Below are 18,990 nucleotides of genomic sequence, written 5' to 3'. Positions count from 1 at the left end.
ACCAGGTGAACCCGATCCACCGGGCTCCGCGGCGGTACCGCGGGCGGCTACTCCTGTCCGCGACGGCGGCGGACCTGGTGGATGCCAACGCCCAGCACCACGGCCACCAGGGCTGCTCCGGCGGCGAGCTGGCCCGTGTCGAAGCCGGACGCGCTGCCGCCGATACCCGCCTTGACGCCGTGGTGGAGGGTGGATGTGGCGATGGTCAGCGTCGTGGTGCCGCGTTCGCCGTTGCAGGTGAATTCGACCTCGTACTGGGCGCCCGGGTTGGCGTCGGCGTAGACCCGGGCCGTCGCTGAATGCCCCTCGTTGAGCTCGACGGCGTCGAAGACGGGCGCGTTGGCCCGGACGGTGGGAACCTCGCAGCCGTTGGCGCTCAGAGTGACCGTTCCGCCCGCCGGCACCGTCGTCGGGGTGACGGAGAAGCCGAACGACGTGACGTTCGGCTGGGTTCCGCCGTCGTCCGCGGAGGCCACGGGCGCAACCGCCAGCAGACCGAGTGCGGACAGGGCCAGGGACCGAGTCGTGAGTGAGCGGCGCATACGACCTCCACGAGGGGCACAAGGACGGCGCGTGAGGAGAACTCCCCCGCGGCCGTACTGGCCACTCCACCCTGCGCGAGCGCCGGCGGCCACCGGTGTACCGCCAAACGCCCCGTTCCCACGCTGAGAGGCAATCGCGGATCCCGCGTCGTGTGCGCGTGGAGGACGTATGCGTGGCCTGCACCGGCCACAGCGGCACCGCCGTGCCCCCGGGCGGCGTCAGTAGGTGAAGGTGGTGAGCACCGCGAGGTGGTCACTGGGCCAGCCGGCCCCGCCGCCCACGGTGGTCGACGCGGTCGCGTCCAGGGTCGATCCCTTGTACTGGATGAAGTCGATACGGTCCTGCGGCTCGGCGCGGCCGTCCGTCGTCTTGACCACCGGTGACCAGGTGTTCCCGGGCTCGGCGGCCTCGTCCCGGTGCACCTGCCGGTACGAGTCCCAGTAACCGCCGTCCCAGAACGCCTTGGTCGCCGGCCACTCGACCACCGAGTCGCAGTGCTCGGCCTTGGTCTTCGCCGTCCAGTCCAGGTGCGAGGGCGAGTTGAAGTCCCCGGCGACGATGGCCGGTCCCGAGCCGGCCCAGGACACGGCCTCCTTCGCCTGCTGTCCGCGGAGCGCCTCGTCGGCATAGATGGTGTCGTACGAGTCGTTGTCCCAGCACACGTTGTAGGGACCGTACTTGGTGTAGTTCAGGTGCACCGAGTAGATCCAGAACCCCTTGATCTTCGCCGCGGCGATCCCGTTGCCGGTGTTCGACCAGTCCGTCTTCTCCAGCGGGTAGCGGGAGACGATGTCCACGTGCGTACCGGTCGCGGTCGTGTGCCAGCCCAGGGCATCGGCCACCTGCTGGGCGACGTCGCCGTTGCTCTCCTGCAGCGCCACGACGTCCGCCCCGGCGGCGGTGATCGCCGAAGCGATCCTGTCGATGCCGTCGTCGACGTGCGCGCCCCCGTTCCAGGTGTTGAACGACATCACCTTCAACGTGCCGGTCGCGGCGGACTTCAGCGTCGAAGAGGCGCGCGGATCGCCCGCAGTGCAGCCCGGCAGCAGCGACATGGCCGCGAGGCAGACGGCGGAGACGAAAACCGAGGGCGCGCGGTGAGAGATCATGCCCCCTCTTCTACCGAGCAACTCGCCCTCTGATCAGGGCTTTTGCCCTGACGATCCCGTGAAGGTTTCGCGCAGTCACAAGAGACGGACCGGCCCCGCGCCGTCTGTGCGATCCGACAACGGGGCAGCGGAGTCGGCAGGTTCGAGGAGGGCCGCCAGTTCGGTGCGGTTGCGCACCCCCGCCTTCCGGTAGACGCGGCTGAGCATGGTCTCGACGGTCTTGCGCGACAGGAACATGCGCTGCGCCGCCTCCTCGTTCGTGCACCCCGACCGTACGAGACCGGCCAACTGGCGCTCGCGCGCGGTCAGCCGGTCCTTCGCCGCGGAGGCAAGCGCGGCCGCACCAGGGGCCGTCGTCCCGGTGAGTGCGCCGAGGTGGTCCTCGACCAAGGTGATCCACGGTCGCGCCTGGGCCTCCGTGAACAGCGCCAAGGCGTGCTCCCAGGCGATCCGGGCGGCCGCGGCGCGGCGTCGACGGCGCTCCACACGGCCCCGGGCCAGCAGGGTCCGCCCCTCGTCGAGGGGCCGGTGGAGGGCGGCGAAAGTCCGTGCCGCGCCGTCCAGGAGCCGCGCCGCACCGTCGCTGTCACCCTCCTGGTACAGGCACAGGGCGCGGGCGCGATCGGTGCTCGCGCGCAGCAGCGCACGCGCGTCGCGGGGCGTCATCGCCTCCTCCACGTGGTCGAGCAGGGCGCGTGCCCGGTCCGTGTGTCCCGCGGCGGCGAGAGCCTCGACCGCGTCCGTCCGCCACCGCAGGACGGTGGGATCCACGCACTGCGTACGTCCCTCAAGGGTCGCGACCTCCGCGAGCGCGGCGACGGCCTGACCGGCGTGGCCGCGATGCAGATGCACGGTACCGAGGACCCACAGGCTGCGGCTGATGTGCAGCAGATCGTGCTCGGCCCGTGAGGCTCCCAGGGCACGCTCGGCGTAGTCCAGGGCCTGCTCGAAGGACCCTCCGTGGCTGTGCACCAGCGCGGACGTGTACCAAACCGGCCCCGGCGAGAGGTCGGCGTCGGCGCTGACCGCACGGGCGCGGGCGGCCCAGGCCAACGCGTTCGCGCAGGCTCCCAGACCGGCGTCGACCTCGGCGAGGCTGCGCAGGACGTCGACGAGGTCCTCCACGCCGCCGGCGGCCTGCGCCACGGGCAGCAGCGCCATGAGGGCGGTACGCGCGTGGTGCAGCCGTCCGTCGAAGACGGCGTGGCGCGCGGAGAGGTACTCGGGGCTGTTGGCAACGCCGACGGCCGCCGGCGGCACGGCGAGAGCGAGCGCCGACTCCAGTGCGGTGTGGGCTTGTTCCGGACGTCCGAGCATGCGCCTCATCCGGGCCACCATGGTGAGGGCGGCGGCCTCCAGACGGTCGTCGACCGACTCCCGGGCAAGTTGCGCGGCGGTGGTCGCGTGCTGGGCCGCGAGCGCGAAGTCGCCGCGGGAGACGTTGGCCTGGATCGCCGCCCGCAGCTCTATGGCGGCCAGCAGGTGCGGATCGTCCCGGGCGGCGGCCCGGGCGGCCGCGACGTACGGTTCGGCGGCGGCGAGGTCCTGCCCGCAGGCATCGATGATCGCCAGGAGGACGGCGACCCGGTGCTCGGCGCTGCCGTGGTCGTCGATGATGCGCCGGGCCACGTGGTGGGCGAGGTCGGTCTCGCCGGCGGCCGCCGCGTCGTGTGCCGCGTCCACCAGCCGTTGGGCACGCAGGGCGGACAGTCGGGGCGGGGTCAGATGCGAGGCCCTGAGCATCAGCCGGGCGGCGAAGGACCGGTCGCCGCCGCCCCGGGCGGTGGCGGCGGCCTGCGCGGTGACCTGCGCGGTCGGTTCGCTGAACGCGGCCGCCGCCATCGCGCGGTGCCACACGGATCGGACGGGATCGGTGACGGCTTCGGCCAGCGCCGCGTGATCGAGACGCCGGGTAGGGGAGTCGGAGGAGCGGGCGGCGGCGTGCGCCAGCGCCGGAGCGGAGAAGCGAACCTCGCCCCCGTCGGCGAGGCCGGACCCTGGCGCGCCGGGGATCAGCACCCCCGCGCGGCAGGCCAGGACGACATGCTCCTCCGCGTCGAAGTGCCCGGCGCGGCGCAGCAACTCGGTGTCGGCGTGGTGGGCGAGTGCCGCGGTGCGCAGCGTGGTGCGCACCGCGGAGGGAAGAGTGGAGAGCCAAGCCTCGGCCAGCGCGTCCGCCCCGCGCAGCATCGGCGGGGGCAGCCGGGTGCCGGGCGGTGTGTGGGGGGAGCGGGTGTCCACGCCCGCGAGGCCGTCCGTCTCCACCGCGCGGATGCCGGCCGCCCCGTCGAGACCGGCGGCGACCAGGGCGCGATGGCCGCCGCTGTGGCGGTGCAGCGCCGGCCCCCAGCGCACGGGCAGGCTCCGCTCGGCCAGCCTGCCGGTGATCTCGTCCTCGCCGGCGGGCGGCACGAACAGGAAGGGCGCGTACCCGCCCAGGAGCTGGACGCCGCGCGCCGGACGGCCGACCGTGCGCTCGGCGGCGACGACGGCGCACTGACGTGGCGGCAGGACTCGGCCGGCGTACTCCAGGGCGTCCAGGGTGAACGCGTCGAGCCACTGCACGTCATCGACGGCGAGCAACAGCCCCGGACTGCGGCTCAGCAGTCGGGTGACCGCGACGCGCAGACGCAGCCGATCCTGTCCTTGTGGCTGTGGCTGTGGCTGTGGCTGTGGCTGTGGCTTTGGCAGCGGGGAGACGGGCGCGGCAGCGGTGGTGGTGGCCGAGGGCGCGGTGATCACTTCCGGGAGATCGTCGAGGATCTGCGCGAGTCCGGAGCACGGCAGTTCGTCGTCGTGGCGCAGTGCTCGGATCCGCAGGACGTTGCCCTCCCACTGCCGGCACACGTCGTCCAGGAGCGTGCTCTTGCCCGCGCCCCACGGTCCGTGGACGGCGAGTCGGCCGCGCTCGTGAAGCGAGCGCAGAGCCGACCGCACCAATGACTCCCAGGTGTCGGGCGCGCCCTGCCGGCTCTCTTCCAGGGCGCGCGTGTGCCGGGAGGGGGCCCAGTGTCCGGTGTCGCTCACGCTCGGCACGCTAGATCTCCCGGCCCGTACCGGCCAAGGCGTTGCGCCGTTTCCCGGTGGACGCAAGGGAGTTCCCCGATCGCCTCCCGGCTTCTCCGGAACCGGGAGCTTTCATGACATGCCAGTTTCACATCTGGCTCCACGCCGGACGCGCCGCGGGGTCTGCGGGGTTTGTCCGGCCGTGGCGGGCGCCGTCGCACGCAGGGGGTTTCCCGTCTGGGACGAGTCCGACCACAGCGCAAGGCTGTGCTCCGTCCCGGACGGTCCGGCGCCACCTCCCCGTACTTCCCGCTGCACCGGGCCCTCGACGGTCTTCGGCGCCGGACCCCTCTCAACCACCTTAGGAGCGTGCCCCATGCGTCCTGCGACTCCCCGGTATCTCGTCGGCGCCGCCGTGGCCGCACTCGCCGCCACCGCGCTGGCAGGTGCCCCCGCCCAAGCACAGCCCACACCTGCTTCCACGCCGTCGAACGCACGGATGCCGGCCGACGTCCGGGCCGCGATGGCCCGTGACCTAGGCCTGACTCCCCGGGCCGTCGACGCCCGAATATCGGCCGAACGCCAGGCCGAGCAGATCGCCACGTCCCTGCGGGGAAGACTCGGCGACCGGGTGGCGGGCCTGTGGTTCGACGCCGGTGACGGCCGCCTGCACGCGTCCGCCACCACCGGCGCCGACCGCCGTGCGATCGAGGCGGCCGGCGCCGTCGCGCACAGGGCCCGTCATTCGAGCGCGCGGCTCGACGAGGTCACGCGTTCGATCGGCCGCTGGAGCAAGGGCGTACCCGCGCTGTTGTCCTGGGGTCCGGACGCACGGACCGACCGGGTGCGTGTGGTGATGGATCCGGCTCATTCGGACGCGCGCACCGCGGCCCTGCGCGGACGACTGGCCGAACTGGGCGATCTGGTGTCGATGACCGAGTCGCGCGACGTCCCCCGTCAGCAGGGCGGCAGCGTGGTCGGCGGGGAGAAGTGGACACCGGGCAGCGAGAGCCCGTGCTCCATCGGGTTCCCCGTCACCCGCTCCGGCGGCGCCAAGGCGTTCCTGACGGCGGGCCACTGCACCAACGACGTGAACCAGCCCGCCTACGGCAAGGACGGATCACGGGTCGGCACCTCCAACAAGAGCGGCACGGGCAGCATCAACAGCTCCGAGGGCGACTTCGGCATCGTCGAGGTCGACCAGACCGGCTGGGACCTCTCCTCCAAGGTCTCCGGCTGGGGCAAGGGCGACGTCCCCCTCACCGGCTCCGCCGAAGCGGTCGTCGGCACGGCCGTCTGCCACTCCGGACAGACCACCGGGTTCCAGTGCGGCGAGGTCACCAAGGTCAACCAGAGCGTCGACTACGGCACCGTGGTCATCAACGGACTTTCCTATACCAGCGCCTGCTCCGCCGGAGGCGACTCGGGCGGCTCCTACGTCACCGCGACCGGCGGTAAGGCGGTGGGCCTGCACTCCGGAGGCGGCAGCGCCACCTGCTCCAGCGGCAGCGGCGAGAAATTCACGATCTTCCAGCCCGTCAACGAGGCCCTCGGCAAGTTCGGCGCCTCCCTGTCCACATCCGCGCCCCAGCCCGGAGACGTGACGGTCGCCGCCGTCTCGGACCGCACCACGACGGTCGGCACCCCGGTGACACTGACGAACAGCGCCGAAGGCGGCACCGCCCCGTACACGTGGACCGCGACCGGTCTTCCGGCAGGCCTCGGCATCGCCGCCTCCACCGGCACGGTCTCGGGGACACCGACCACCGCGGGCACCAGCCCGGTCACTCTGATCGCGACCGACTCGGCGGGCAAGAAGGGCTCAACAAGCTTCACCTGGACCGTCACCGCCTCCGGAACGACCTCGCCGACCCTGACCAACCCCGGCAACCAGAACGCCTACCTCAACCGGCCCTTCAGCCTTGGCCTCAAGGCGACCGGAGGCACCACCCCGTACACCTTCACCGCGTCGGGCCTGCCCGCAGGCCTCACCCTCAACGCTTCCACCGGCGTCATCAGCGGCACGCCCACGGCCTGGGGCTTCCGCAGCACGACCCTGACCGTCACGGATGCCTCCGGCAAGAAGTCCTCAGCCACGGTGACCATCACCGTCTGGTCCTGATCGCCGAAGACGGCCCCGTCGCACGACCGTACGGCGGGACCTCGCAGATCGCGGCCTCGGCCCACGGCTCTCACCCTGGGGCCGGGGCCCACGGCGTCGCCTGACGTGCGATCCGGCCCGGGCCGTCGTCCTTCGATGACTCCGCCGCCGGTCGGCGGGCCGCTCGGGCCGCGGGCGCGTCCCGCGTCGTCACCATCGGGTCCCGTACGCCTCCCGGGGCGACCGAGCGCGTGCCGGACTTCACCGCCGCCCCGCGCGTCTGGCCGCACGATCCGCCGGCCCTTCCCGGCCACCGCGCCCTGGGTCGCCGTCCCGAAGCGCCTCGCTCTAGTGAGCGGCACGGGGGAGCGGGTAGGTCGGGAGGTCGATGGCGTCCGCGGGGGGCGTGAACCAGCGGGAGGCAAGTCCGCCCAGGCGGGCGGCTGTCGGGGTGCCGGCGATCCTGAGGACGGTGTTCATGGTGGCCAGTCCGGCGCGGCTGCGCGGGTTGGCCACGCGCGGGGTGCCGGGGGGAAGCTTCTGGGCCTGGTCCACGTAGGGGCGCATGAGCGTTTCGTAGCGCCGGAACGCCGCGGTGTGCGGGTGGGCGGAGAGTTCTCCGGCGAGTACGTAGGCGCCGGTGAGGGCCAGGCTCGTACTCATGCCGCTGATCGGCGAGGAGCAGTAGGCGGCGTCCCCGACGAGGGCGACCCGTCCGCTGCTCCAGCTCGGCATGCGGGTCTGGCCGACCGCGTCGAAGTAGAGCGGGGCGTCGTCCAGGGCGTCGAGGATGCGGGGTGCCGCCCAGCCCACATCGGCGAAGGTGCGGCGCAGGACGGTGGTGAGGCTGTCGCGGTCGAGCTCTTCGAGACCTCGGACCTCGGACAGGAAGGAGAGGGTGGCCCGGATGGTCCCGAGGTTGTCCGGGCGCAGCGTGACGCTGCGGCCGCGGGCCGCGCTGTGCCAGCGCCACAGGTCGGTGTCCGCCGGAGTGCGTGGAATGGTCGAGTAGGCGGTGTAGAAGTCGAGTTCGTGTACGGCGTCCCTGTCCGGGAAGACCAGGGCGCGGGTGCGCGAGCGCAGCCCCTCGGCGATGATCACCAGGTCGAAGGTGCGGGCCGCGCCGTGGGCGAAGCGCACGGTGACCTCGTTCTCCCCGTCCTCCAGGGCGACGATCTGGTCACCGAAGACGTATTCGGTCTCGCCACGGGTGCGGTCGACGATGATGCGGGACAACTGGCCGCGCAGGATCTCCAGTTCGGCGGTGGCGCCGCCCGAGTCGGACGTGCCGGCCGCGAAGCGGGCGAGGGGCCTCCCGTCGGCGTCGACGAACTCGGTGCCCTTCTCGCCGGTGGTCGCCGCCCGGATGTCGTCCTCGATGCCCATCCGCCGGCTGACCTCGCGGCCGGCACCGCGCACGTCGATGTTCTGTCCGTCGTCGCGCAGTTCGTCGAAGCGTTCGACGACGGTCGTCCGCCAGCCGTGGGCGTTCAGCCAGTACGCCACGGCGGGGCCGGCGATGCTCGCTCCGGAGATCAGAACGGTGGGGGTGTGCATGAGTGTCCTTCGGGTCGAGTCGTCGCGCCGGTCACAGGTCCTGTCGGGGGATCACCCCTCCAGCAGACCCCACCAGGCGGGTCGTGCGGCGCGCAGGTCGAGTACCGACTGGGGCAGATCCAGGAGCGAGCCCGTGCCGTTGCGCAGTTGTTCGTAGGCGTCGGTGAGTCGAAGTCGTGCCCCCGCTCCGATCCTCTCCTCCAGTTCGGCCGTGGTGTGCTGGGCAAGGAGCCGGCCCGGGTGGACGGCGGCGCGGAGCCGGGCGGCGACGGCCTCGGGACCGGCCCGCCCGGAAGACCCTCCCACGGATGCCCTTGCTCATCCCCGAACCATGACGGCTGACCGCACAGTAGACCCGTCCAACGCGCCGGCCCCCACCTCGACTGCGGATAGGGTCGGCGGGCGCCCGGCGGCACGGTCAGGGCATGGACAGAAGTACACCAGGAAGGCCACCGGCCCGGACCGTAGCCTCGTCGATGGACAGACCGCAGTAGCTGCCGACGGCGGTGAACACCGCCTCGGGCAGCCGCGGCCCGTGTTCCTCGTAGTACTCCACCACAGCGGCCTCTCCGACGTCCCCGACGGCGGGAAAGACCGCGCCCGCCGCGTTGAGCGCCGAGTCCAGAGCGGACGCTTCGCCGGTGTCCTGGCCGAACTCCGCCCGCCGCGCCTGTTCGTCACCCGGGACGTGCAAGATCTGCGACGGCGGGCTGAAGCGGTTCACCGTCACGCAGACGATCTCCTCGCCCGGCTGCGGCCGCATCGACTCCACTGTGCGCCAGCCGGTGGACCACGTCGCGGCCCCCCAGTCCTCCAGCACATAGACCCAGTCGCCGCACGTCCCGTACATGACGGGATTGACCGCGGGCGACGGACCGCCAGGACCCCTCACCGGCACTTCAAGGTCCCTGTACGGGATGCGCACAGCCAGCTCATCCACCTCTGCGCCCAGCGCGAGGAGGAATTCGTCAGGGTCAATACTCCTGGCCGCCGTGAGCGAAATTCCACCGTGCATTCCCTGCACAGCGCCGGAAACAGAAGTGTGCTGGCGCGCGCCTATCCAAGCAGTGCCGTTGGTCATCAAGTTCTCCGATGTGGTTGCGGTGCCGCGAGCATATGGACCCGTGCTGCTCGTACGAATCGGCCCGCAGGCCCCCTCCCGCAAGTAGCTTTTCGGTTTAGGTCTCTGCCCTTCTGACGCCGCCGCTACTCCGGCGAGGGTCAGCCCGCAGGCAGAGCCCGCCACCGGCACCCTTCGGACGTCACATACCGGATTGCGTCGAAGATCTTCCGGCGGGGCCCCTTCTCGGGGCGCCCGCCGCGCGGCGTTGTCCAGGCCGGCGGCGGGAGCAGCGGTGCGATGACCTGCCACTCCGCATCACTGGTGTCCGACGGATAGCAGCGCTGCCTCATCTGCGACTCGCCCCTATCCTCTCCGGTCAGGCGATCAGGTCGAGAGTGGACTCGACCGCGGTGATCTGGCTGTTGATGAAACGCACCCGCTTGTCATCCGGGGCCAACCTGGTGTGCGGGATGAGCGTGCCGTTGATGAAACGGCGGACCTGGGTGAGTCGGGCCCGCACCCACATCACCTCATAGGATTCCAGCTCGTCGGGATCGGCGGTGAAGAAGTACCACTTGTCCCGGCGGCTGTAGACCAGGGGCGGCCAGTCCTGCTCGGCGATCTGGTCACGCAGCATCGCCAGGCCGTCCCGCACCTGACTGCGGGTCAACTCGCAGGCGGCCAGGATCTGGGGGAACTCAAGCCCAGCCGGCCGCGTCTCCAGCAGGATGCGGTAGATGCACGCGGCGTGCGCGCGGGCCGCATCACCCTTGCGTCGTGCCATGGTCACTCGCCGCCCCGCAGAAGGCGCGCCAATTCCTCATCCATGTCCGTCTCGCCCGTGGAGACGGCGTGCTCCACCCAGTCGCACGCGGCCCGCACCCGCGACAAATTGTGATCGATCACGGCCCGGGCGTCCTCAGGCAGGTACCGGTCGTTGAAGAGCGGCACCAGACGGTTGGTGGACGCCACGAACTTGTGGCAGGCCGCAACCAGATCGAGGAACTCCATCGTCCGGTCGATCGAGCGCACCACCGGGGCCAGCGGCCCCTCCTTTTGCCCGGGCACCTCCTCCTGGCGGGCCCGCTCCGCCTGCTGCCACCGTTTGTTCTGCGCTTTGTTGAACAGGTGCCCCTCGGCGAAAGCCCTGTGACATGCGGTTCACCTGCAGCGTTCGGCTATGGCGGCACCGTGACGGAATCCGGTGACGCCTTAGCCCGCCAGGCCCGCGTCCGACACCGCGACGAGCAGAACACCGCCGAGCGGCGCAACTCGACCCCAACCGTCCACCCACGCCCGCACACCGGGCAGAACGCTCTACGGCCCCGCTGCATCTCTGCCACCCGCCGACGGGCATGGTGCAAGGCACGCCAACGACTTGACCTGCACCTACCCGAACAGAACACCGCTACCGCCGACTTCGTCGGCGCCAGCGGCACACCCCACACTCCGGGCAGTACCGCCGCACCACCCCACTCGAACCCATACAGCCAGCATCACGGCCCCAAGCCCTACGACCAGGGATTCCAATCAGACACTCAGCGCGGCGGGTGTGTTCGACCCCACCAACTGCTGCCCAATGTCAGAAAATGCGGGTGCAGTAAGGCCCGCGAGGAGGCAAGATCCCCGGCATGGCAACCGAGGTCGACGGGATGATCGAATGCCGTCCAGGCGCCCGCTTGTGGGGCCCCGACGACGAGGACTCCGTCTGGCACGCTGCCATGGAGCTGTGGCTGCTGAACATCGGCAATGCCTACGATGCCCTGGCCTGCCTCTTCGGTATTCGCAACACCTACGGCTTTCACCCCCTGGCCGCAGACCGTGGACTCCCTGTGGATGCCTCCGAGACGGTTGCCGACGAGCACGCGTCCTGGAGGCTCGACAGCGTTCACGGAACTACGTGGATCACGTGGGCGGAGCTGCTCGCAGCCAACTGGCAGGTGACCGACGCCTCCGGCAAGCGGACCCGGGAGCAGGCAGCCGGCGACGACTCGCACTGGGGGCCCGCGTGGAGCGTGATGCGCACGCTGAGCGACCTGCACGGCGCATCCAACGTGCGTCTCATCGTCTGGTTCTCCTAATCCCGGGCTGACCCTCTTCACACCTCCGGACTTGCATCGGCACAGGGTTGGCGGAGAGCGCGGTGCAGGCCTACTCCAGCGTGGCAGTCGCCCATGCGGTGACTGTGAGCTGCTTGACGGTGCTGTCCGAGGCGACACCTTGGGATGCCATGTTTTGCTGGCGGCCTACTGGTGAACGCACCCTGTCATGCGAGACGGCGGGCGGGCAGTCCTGCCCGAGCGCGCCAGTAGTCCGCGTCTCGAGGATCGGCCAGCCACCCGGTCAGACGCTCGGTGCCAGCCTGGAAGGCACTGACCAGTGAGCTCACGTTGTCGACAACAACTCTGACAGGGTCGATGTCACGGGTGGCGTGCTCGGTGTCGCACCAGCAGGCCACGTTGGCCGCCGCATCGATGGCGAGTTGACCTTGCTCCGTCCATACGACCTGGAGTAGGAACTCCAGCTGGTCGGGTCCGTCTGCATGCTCAACAACATTCAGGCCAAGGATGATGGGTGTCCCCGGTTCCGGGCCCCGGAAGACCGCGTGCTGCAGGGCCCATTCCCACTCTGTTCTGCCTCCACATGCTCGGGCCCCGTCAACGGCACGGGCCGCATGTCGCAGGGGACCGCACGTCGGTGGGCGACAAGGCAGGGGAGAGGGTGGTCAAGGGGACGTTGTCGAAGATGCCTCGACGCATGAGCGCTGGGCCGATCGTCGGCTGCCCGTTGGCTTGGTCTGCATCGACGGTATTCACCTGCGCTGATCTCTGCCGGATGCCGCCCATTGGGTTGCACTGTTTGCCCTCTTGTGTGGCGTTTCGTGAACGGAAGTAGGTCGGCTTGTAGCGTCCGGCAGATGATCGTCGTGTTTGAGGACCACAGCGGTTACGTTGCCGTCCACCATGGCTGGGAGCAGTCCATCGAGGGGAGAACCGCCCTCACCGCGGTGATTGGGCTCTACGAGTTTCTGGCGTCCGCCCGAGACGAGGGAACCTCACATCTGCTTGCTACCGCGTCAGGGATGCCGGCCACGGCAGCGGACATTGAACAGGCCCTGGTGGAGATCGGTGAGTACGCGCAGGCCAAGGGGCTTGACTTGTCTCTCCGGGAGGAATCGCAGATGTGCGGTCCTGCCGGCGCGTGAGTGCCAGGCACTCGGTTGTTCTAGTGCCGACGTGCGCGTCAGGCGGTGTGTTCCATCGAGGCTGGCCAGCGGCATCGTGGCAGCGAGGCCGAAACGAACCCGGGGCCCGGCTGTAGCCGTTGTTTCCACAGGGCCTCAAGCTGTGCCTCCAGCGTGGACGCGGCGGCACCTGCTGGACGGCACACGGTGCCCCCTGGCGCGATGTACCGGCACGCTACGGACCCTGGGACCGGGCCTATGACCTGTTCTGCCGCTGGCAGCGGGATGGCACCTGGGCCAGGATCGTCACCCAACTCCAGGCCGGGGCGGAGGCGAAGGGCCTGATCACCTGGGCCGTGAACGTCAACTCCACTGCCTGCCGGGTGGCTGTGGCCAGTGGGTCTTGTCGTCCTCCTCAGTCTGTCGGTGTCGGTGTCGGTGTCGGTGTCGGCACGGCGCACGCATCGGCGATAGCCCGCGTGTCCCAGTAGAACGGACGGACCTTGGTGATCCGCCCGTCCTTGACCGTGATCGCTTGCAGAATCGGGAAGCTGAGTTCGCGGCCGGTCGCGCGAGCGCGAGCACGGACCTGTGTGAGTACGACCGCAGTCTCACCGGTGGCAAGGAACTCCTGCTCCACCATGTCGAACGACTCCCACACCTCTCGCATCATGAGGAAGAACCGGGTCATGCCGCCGTATCCACGCCAAGTGCCCCCATAGGGCAGGGCATCTGCTTGATGCAGCTCGACATCCGGCGCGAAGAAGGGGGCGAGGAGGTCGAACGAGGCCTCGTCAGGGCCGCCCGCCGCCAGGTACTCCGCCTCAGCCGCATACATGGCGGTGAGAACTGCTGCTGACTCGGAAGTGGATGACATCTTCATGCCGCCAGCATGAGCGTCACAGCAGGACCCTGCTGGCGGCAATCAGACGTCGTTGTGCTGGGCGGTCGGCACTTCCGCAACACGCGCTAGGTCCCGCGAACCAATCAGCCGCTCGCCATTACGGCGTTGAGCCGTCCGGCTCTCGTCTGTAACGGTCGGATCAGAGTGAGGGGCGAGTCTGCCCACTATGAGGCATCGAGCCACGACGACAGACTGTGAATTCTGGCGGGCGAGGGCTTGTGGTGAGGGGGAGTGTCGCGTGGCGGCAGAGGTGTGGGCGCCGCTGTTTTCGCTGGCGGGTGTTGTACTGGGCGGCGGTCTGACGGCTCTGTCGCAACGTGCTGTTCAGCGTTCTGCCGAGCGGCTGGAGGAGCGTCGCCAGGCCGTCGCGGGCCGCGAGGCTCGCCGGGCTGAGCAGTTGCAGGCGATCAAGGACTTTCTCGCCTGTGTGCAAGAGTCCGAAGCAGTGGCCTATCGGCGCCCTGTGGCATGGGGTGAAGACGAGGGGTGGCATGGGGCGGCTTCGGCGGCGATGGGCAGACTCTGGGTTGCGGAGCGACACCTGGTTCTCGTCTGCCATGCCAGTCTTCAGGCTCCTGTTCAGGCTTATGCCCGTGCGTTGAATCAGGCGGTCTGGCGCGAGATCGGAGACGCCGAGGTCAACGAGCATGTCGAGGAGCACAAGAGTGCCATCATGGACGCGGCGCGTTCGAGTCTCGCCTCCTTCTGAACTGACCTTCGCAGTGAGTTGCGCTACTGACGGCTGAGGGCCCTGGATACTCCGGCGGTCACTGTCGTGGCGAGGATCCATCCGGCGGTGGTCAGGGTGTAGGCGATCCACTGGCCGATGCCGTGGGGTGCGAAGGCGCCCTTCTGGCCGAAACCGATGATGGGGAGCAGGAGGTCGAGTGCGTAGAACAGCGGATTGAAAGGCGGGGCCTTGGCGGCTTCGAGCGGGGTCGGGGGATGCGCCGAGAAGAAGGCCGTGCCCAGAGCGAGCAGGGCCATCAGCCAGAGGGCCGCGCGCGTGGGCCGGTACCCGTAGCCGACGGTCGCGTCCTGGACGTACCCCCACACGCGAGCGTGCAAGCGAAGTCCGGAACGGCGGCGGCGGTGCTTGGCGAGCAGAACAGTGCGGGCTTCGTCCTCGTGGCCCAGGCGACGGTAGGCGGCGGCGAGCTGTTCGTACGGCTGTGGAAGGTAGCTGTCGGGGCTGCGTCGGATCCAGGTGAGCCGTTCGGTGGCGGTGAGCGGGGTGGCGAGAGCGTCGTACGAGGTGTCGGACAGCCGCAACCGGGCCGGCCAGGTGGCGGGCGCGTCGTAGAGAACGCCGAGCTGGGCGTTGCCGGCGTCGACCGAGCCGTCGATCGCCGTCCGGGTCCGCAGGTCGGTCTCTCGCGCCTGGGTGAGGCGCAACGACAGGGCTGTGCCGGTGGGGTGCACCACAGTGGCGTCGTGGAGGCTGAGGCGAGTGCCGATGTGGGTACCGTCGAGCGTGATCCCGCCGTTCGCGGTGAGGCCCACGCCGAGGTCGAAGTTGCGACTGACCGTGACATCGACGGCCTCCAGGGCGGTGCCGCCGGGGTTGTCCAGGCGGGCCCCGCAGAAACCTATGGCCGCGGCCACTTTGGCACCCGAGAGGATGACCTTTCCCCCGGCACGGAAGCCGGGATGGAAGGTGAGGTCCTCGGTGATCTGCATGTGGTAGGCGTCAAGGGCGGTGCCGCCGGGACTGCTCAGGTGCGCGCCTTCCAGGTCGAACTCGCCGGCTATGCAGCCGCCCGTCAGGCGCGTGGTCCCGTGCACGGCCAGGTGAGTGCACAGCAGGTCCCCGCCCGTGGTCAGGCGTACGGCGGAGACCGCCTCGTGTCCCGGTGCGGTGATCACGGTATGCGTCAGGTCCAGGTCGCTCTGAATCTCGGCACGGGTGAGTACGAGAGGGCCGGACAGCCGGCAGTGAGAGAGGATCAGTCGGCCGTGGACCTGAGTCGTGTCGGCGATCAGGCCGGGCAACAGGCAGTCATGAAAGGACAGTTCGCGGAACTGGGCACCTCGCAGGACAGGAGCTTCTGCGAAGTGGCAGTCCGTCAGGGCGACGGGTGCGGGGACGTCAGCGAACTGCAGGTCCAGTGTGCCCGTGATGGCCGCACCGCTCAGTCGCAGCCCGGGCCGTTCACCTGGGCCGGGCTCGGGACCGGCGCCAAGGAGCAGGGCCATGATGCACTCGGCGCGAATGGAGGGGCGGGCAGCTCGCGACGATTCCGGGCGAACGTCGACGTGGTGACCCTGAGCGTAGGAGTGCCACAACTGGCTTTCAGCGGGGCCGAGTTCTTCGAGCTGCATGATCGGCGATCATTGCAGCGTCGGCGGCCTCCCGTACAGACTCCGCGGCACGCGTGGGCGGCAGAGGTGTTCTGGGCGCTGCTGTTGGTTCTCTGGCGACGCTGGGCGCCGCTTTCATCAATGGCCGGTCGCAGGCACAGGCTCAACATGAGCAGTGGCGTCGTCAGCAGCGTCGCGACGCGTGCGCCGGCTACCTCAGTGCCCTACACGACTGCGACATCGCCATTAACGAAGTCTTCGCCGCAGACATAGTCAAGGCGAGTGTCGATCCCTCGGAGTGAGCAACCTCCGCCGACAAGATGCCCCCGGGCTGCGAAATCGATTTCCCCGTCACAGAGATTGGCGAGGCATCACTGGATGCACGGGTTACGCCCTCGGCGACGGCGGCAAGAGACGAAGGCCCCTCAAGAATGACTACCTCCGCGGAACGGTGCACTTCACGCGCCAAACCGAGGAAGCGGCCCACCTTTTCGTCGACGTCGCCGATATCAGGTTGGTCCGCACGCAGGGCGGTTCCGGTCGTCGTGCAACAAACTGTCAGCCGTTGTCGAACAGTTTGTTCGGGTCGATTCCGCCGTTTTCGTCGATGATGTCCTTGTTCTCTTCTCTCCAGTCGGCGAGCAGGGTCTGGTAGTCGTCCTCGCTGACGTCCTTGCAGGCGTCGGGGCGGTCCGCGGTCGCGGCCCCGTCGGTGAGGGCGTTACGACAGTCGGTTCGCTTGTTGGCCTCGGTTCTGGTGCAGCCGGCGAGTGTGGCCGCCAACAAGGCGACGGCGATGATTGCGGTGCGGGTTTTCAAGGGTCCCCCGGGGATGCGCTGTGTGGGAATGCATCATCCGTGATGGGCGGGATGCTGGGAGTGGTTGTGACAGTGATGTGATGTGGCGGACGGCGCGCGCGGGTGCTGAGCGTCTGGTCCCGTGGGATGCGTGCTGTTTCGTGAGTTGGGCTCCGCCAGTGTTCCCGCCAATGAGCCGCAGGAATGAGCCGGGGCTGGTGTTGGAATCCGGGCGGCGTGTGTTCCGGCCCGTCCCGTAAGATCCGTGCGATCCGATCAGAGGAGGCAACCGTGGGGAGCGGTGGAAGATACGGACGCGGGGCCGTCGCGCTTGCCGCGGTGGCATGCGTGCTGGCCGGTGCGAGCGGCTGCGGGGGAGACACACCGGCGGCGGACAGGCCGACTACCGCGGCGGTGCCGTCGAGGTCGGCCGTAGCCGCGCGCGTGCTGACACAGCGGGAGCTGAAGGCGGCCGCGCTGCGTGAGAGCTCGGCCATCGACGGGCGGCCGTCCGCGATACGCGCAGGAGCCGCGAGCCCCGCGGACTGCACGCCGGTACTCGCTGCCGCCCAGGGCCAAAGTCAGAGGATGCCCCGGGGGATGGTGCACGGCACGGTCTCGCCAGGAGGCCATGTGGGGGTCGAGGTCTTTCTCACCGCGTACTCGGCGCAGGACGCCGGGCGGGTCATGGACGACCTGCGTGCCGCACTGCGCACTTGCCGAGCCTTTCCGGCCCTGTGGGGCGGTGGGAAGTGGAGCAACGTCCATGCGGCAGGGCAACTCGGCGAAGGAGATCAGGAGTTGGCCTTCCGCGCCGAGATGGTGCCGGTCCCGGACACTCCGGCGCTGGCGACCGAAGTGCGTGTCGTCCGGGTGGGCACGACGCTCGTCACGTTCGCCAGCAACGACCTGAGCGGTACTGCTACCGAGGTCCGCACCCCGCGTGATCTCCTGCACCGTCAGGTGTCCGCGCTGCAGAAGGTGGCGGCCGCCCCTGCGACGTAGCGCGCCGTGGTCGTGCATGCTCTTCGAGCTAAGTCGATGGCTGCGGGCCGACCGGACGGTGCCGGGACGAGCCGCTGGCATCAGAGTAGGCGCTTCCGGTGGATCAGCCCGTGATTCTGGTGCCTGTCGGGTTGGTTGACGCGCCAGTGGCCTTGTCCACGGGTAACGACACTGGTTGGTCGGCCAGTGGGTTGGGCGCCGTCTCGATCCGCGGGCGGGTGATGTGTCACGAGTTTTGACAGCCCTGCGGTTCTTGCCGGCGCGGGACCCGTCCTGCAGTCAAGTGCCGGCATCCAGATGAGCTGCGATGCGCGTGACGGTCCGGGTGTTGTCCTCAAACAGATGCGCCTGCATGCCTGCCGCCTGGGCAGCTGCAACGTTGGCTGCGGCGTCGTCGATGAACAGGCAGTTCTCCGGGCGCACGTCCAAGCTGGCGCATGCTGCCTCGAAGGCACGCGGATCGGGCTTCTCGATGCCGATCTCGTGCGAGTAGACGATCTGTTCCACCAGTTCGTCGAAGTGATACAGCGACGTCTCCCGCTCCCGGGCGCCGACGAAACTGTTGCTCAGGATGCCCAGCCTGCAGCTTCCATGCAGTCCTCGCACATAGTCGATCAACTCCTCGTTCGGCGTCCCCAGATACTCCGCCCACAGATCAGCCATGAAGGCTTCAACCTGGAGGGTGGTAAGTCCCAAGCGGCCAGCTACCTGCTTGTGCACCTCGCGCTCGCTGATACTGCCGACACTCCCAGCAGACCACACGTCGTGCATCCGTTCATGGACAGTGCCCATTGGCAACTCCAGCCGCTTCTCCCACCGTTGCACCCATCCTGTTTCCGGCGTGATCTCCAGCACGCCGCCGATGTCGAGAATGACGCAGGTCGCGGTCACGCGAACTCCCCCTCTTCGTCTTGGACCGACCAGTGAGCGCAGAGCGCCCACTCGTGTGATCGACAGAGACACTGTTGTCTCTCCCTCTGGCACAAGGTCAAGCGATCTTCGAAGGCTGTGACAGCCCTGTCGCAACCCGTCGACCCGAATCGCCTCAATCGGCAAGTGCTCTCAAAACTCGTGACGATCTGCAAAGCCGCGGAAATGTCTGGGTCACCCATGAGGGCAGGCGTGAGCAGCCGAAGTCTGTCCGGTTGGGGGTGTCTGTACTCGATAGATGCGTCGAGGGGTGGCCCAAGGGATGGGCTGGTGGTGGCGCAGAGCGGTACGGGTGGTGTTTGGAAGGATGCGATTTCGTACTGCTGCTCGGTGTTGTGCTGTTGTTCTTGCGGTCTTGTTTGTATCTGTGTGCGTGCACTTTTCGCTTGCGATGCGTTGTGGTGGTGGGGTGGGTATGCCGTGTGCAGTTTTTTGTTGGTGGGGTGAGTGTGTGGATTGTGGTGGGTGTTGGGGGCGGTTTATTTTGCT

General features: G+C 69.1%; 19 protein-coding genes and 1 pseudogene. 7 read left to right on the top strand and 13 right to left on the bottom strand.

What is annotated here, in order from left to right:
* Positions 1-47: 47 nt before the first annotated feature.
* The 3 genes from ABT127_RS30285 to ABT127_RS30275 form a co-directional block, all read right to left on the bottom strand.
* Positions 48-542: a hypothetical protein gene (locus tag ABT127_RS30285; protein WP_351456801.1), complete on the bottom strand. Its 495-nt coding sequence runs from the start codon at positions 540-542 to the stop codon at positions 48-50.
* Between the two features lie 219 nt (positions 543-761).
* Positions 762-1,652, bottom strand: coding sequence for an endonuclease/exonuclease/phosphatase family protein (locus ABT127_RS30280; protein ID WP_351456798.1), 891 nt, complete (start codon positions 1,650-1,652; stop codon positions 762-764).
* Positions 1,653-1,727: 75 nt separating this feature from the next.
* Positions 1,728-4,679, bottom strand: coding sequence for a helix-turn-helix transcriptional regulator (locus ABT127_RS30275; RefSeq protein WP_351456795.1), 2,952 nt, complete (start codon positions 4,677-4,679; stop codon positions 1,728-1,730).
* 355 nt (positions 4,680-5,034) lie between these two features.
* On the opposite strand from ABT127_RS30275, the gene ABT127_RS30270 reads away from it, so the two are divergent.
* Positions 5,035-6,780: a putative Ig domain-containing protein gene (locus ABT127_RS30270; RefSeq protein ID WP_351456792.1), complete on the top strand. Its 1,746-nt coding sequence runs from the start codon at positions 5,035-5,037 to the stop codon at positions 6,778-6,780.
* A 327-nt stretch (positions 6,781-7,107) separates the two neighbouring features.
* Here ABT127_RS30270 and ABT127_RS30265 read toward each other — a convergent pair whose 3' ends face one another.
* From ABT127_RS30265 to ABT127_RS30240, 6 genes and pseudogenes are all read right to left on the bottom strand, one after another.
* Positions 7,108-8,316 (bottom strand): FAD-dependent monooxygenase, encoded by a 1,209-nt coding sequence (locus ABT127_RS30265; protein WP_351456789.1) that lies wholly within the window; start codon positions 8,314-8,316, stop codon positions 7,108-7,110.
* 51 nt (positions 8,317-8,367) lie between these two features.
* Positions 8,368-8,622, bottom strand: coding sequence for a hypothetical protein (locus ABT127_RS30260; protein ID WP_351456786.1), 255 nt, complete (start codon positions 8,620-8,622; stop codon positions 8,368-8,370).
* A 112-nt stretch (positions 8,623-8,734) separates the two neighbouring features.
* A complete protein-coding gene (locus tag ABT127_RS30255) occupies positions 8,735-9,397 on the bottom strand; it encodes a hypothetical protein (RefSeq protein WP_351456783.1) in 663 nt (220 codons plus the stop codon).
* A 146-nt stretch (positions 9,398-9,543) separates the two neighbouring features.
* Positions 9,544-9,729 (bottom strand): annotated as a pseudogene (locus tag ABT127_RS30250) (transposase); the annotation flags it as partial.
* Positions 9,730-9,755: 26 nt separating this feature from the next.
* Positions 9,756-10,163, bottom strand: a complete 408-nt coding sequence (locus ABT127_RS30245) for a RacP protein (RefSeq protein ID WP_351456780.1) — start codon at positions 10,161-10,163, stop codon at positions 9,756-9,758.
* Between the two features lie 2 nt (positions 10,164-10,165).
* Complete coding sequence (locus ABT127_RS30240) at positions 10,166-10,507, bottom strand: DUF6192 family protein (RefSeq protein ID WP_351457105.1); 342 nt, start codon at positions 10,505-10,507, stop codon at positions 10,166-10,168.
* Between the two features lie 503 nt (positions 10,508-11,010).
* Between ABT127_RS30240 and ABT127_RS30235 the strand changes: the two genes are divergently transcribed.
* The 3 genes from ABT127_RS30235 (at position 11,011) to ABT127_RS30225 (ending at position 13,054) form a co-directional block, all read left to right on the top strand.
* Complete coding sequence (locus ABT127_RS30235) at positions 11,011-11,460, top strand: hypothetical protein (RefSeq protein ID WP_351456777.1); 450 nt, start codon at positions 11,011-11,013, stop codon at positions 11,458-11,460.
* Between the two features lie 836 nt (positions 11,461-12,296).
* The gene (locus ABT127_RS30230; protein WP_351456774.1) at positions 12,297-12,584 is read left to right on the top strand and encodes a hypothetical protein; all 288 of its coding nucleotides are present in this window, start codon (positions 12,297-12,299) and stop codon (positions 12,582-12,584) included.
* Positions 12,585-12,703: 119 nt separating this feature from the next.
* Positions 12,704-13,054: a transposase gene (locus tag ABT127_RS30225; RefSeq protein ID WP_351456771.1), complete on the top strand. Its 351-nt coding sequence runs from the start codon at positions 12,704-12,706 to the stop codon at positions 13,052-13,054.
* Here ABT127_RS30225 and ABT127_RS30220 read toward each other — a convergent pair.
* A complete protein-coding gene (locus tag ABT127_RS30220) occupies positions 12,979-13,446 on the bottom strand; it encodes a nuclear transport factor 2 family protein (protein WP_351456768.1) in 468 nt (155 codons plus the stop codon). The genes ABT127_RS30225 and ABT127_RS30220 overlap by 76 nt on opposite strands.
* Positions 13,447-13,705: 259 nt before the next feature.
* Here ABT127_RS30220 and ABT127_RS30215 point away from each other — a divergent pair, with 259 nt between their 5' ends.
* Positions 13,706-14,176: a hypothetical protein gene (locus ABT127_RS30215; RefSeq protein WP_351456765.1), complete on the top strand. Its 471-nt coding sequence runs from the start codon at positions 13,706-13,708 to the stop codon at positions 14,174-14,176.
* A gap of 23 nt (positions 14,177-14,199) precedes the next feature.
* Here ABT127_RS30215 and ABT127_RS30210 read toward each other — a convergent pair whose 3' ends face one another.
* Positions 14,200-15,333 carry an oxidoreductase gene (locus ABT127_RS30210; RefSeq protein ID WP_351456762.1) on the bottom strand — a complete coding sequence of 378 codons (1,134 nt, stop codon included), beginning with the start codon at positions 15,331-15,333 and terminating at the stop codon, positions 14,200-14,202.
* A gap of 3 nt (positions 15,334-15,336) precedes the next feature.
* Here ABT127_RS30210 and ABT127_RS30205 point away from each other — a divergent pair, with 3 nt between their 5' ends.
* Positions 15,337-16,041 carry a hypothetical protein gene (locus ABT127_RS30205; RefSeq protein WP_351456759.1) on the top strand — a complete coding sequence of 235 codons (705 nt, stop codon included), beginning with the start codon at positions 15,337-15,339 and terminating at the stop codon, positions 16,039-16,041.
* A gap of 285 nt (positions 16,042-16,326) precedes the next feature.
* Here ABT127_RS30205 and ABT127_RS30200 read toward each other — a convergent pair whose 3' ends face one another.
* Positions 16,327-16,587 carry a hypothetical protein gene (locus ABT127_RS30200; protein WP_351456756.1) on the bottom strand — a complete coding sequence of 87 codons (261 nt, stop codon included), beginning with the start codon at positions 16,585-16,587 and terminating at the stop codon, positions 16,327-16,329.
* A 579-nt stretch (positions 16,588-17,166) separates the two neighbouring features.
* Between ABT127_RS30200 and ABT127_RS30195 the strand changes: the two genes are divergently transcribed.
* On the top strand, positions 17,167-17,571 hold the full coding sequence (locus tag ABT127_RS30195; protein ID WP_351456753.1) for a hypothetical protein: 405 nt from the start codon (positions 17,167-17,169) through the stop codon (positions 17,569-17,571).
* A gap of 279 nt (positions 17,572-17,850) precedes the next feature.
* On the opposite strand, the gene ABT127_RS30190 is transcribed toward ABT127_RS30195, so the two are convergent.
* Entirely contained in the window at positions 17,851-18,462 is a 612-nt protein-coding gene (locus ABT127_RS30190) for an HAD-IA family hydrolase (RefSeq protein WP_351456750.1), read from the bottom strand.
* Between the last annotated feature and the right edge of the window lie 528 nt (positions 18,463-18,990).

The sequence above is a fragment of the Streptomyces sp. NPDC001904 genome (assembly GCF_040297005.1).
Lineage (GTDB): Bacteria > Actinomycetota > Actinomycetes > Streptomycetales > Streptomycetaceae > Streptomyces.
This window is presented reverse-complemented; position numbering and strand designations above follow the sequence as displayed.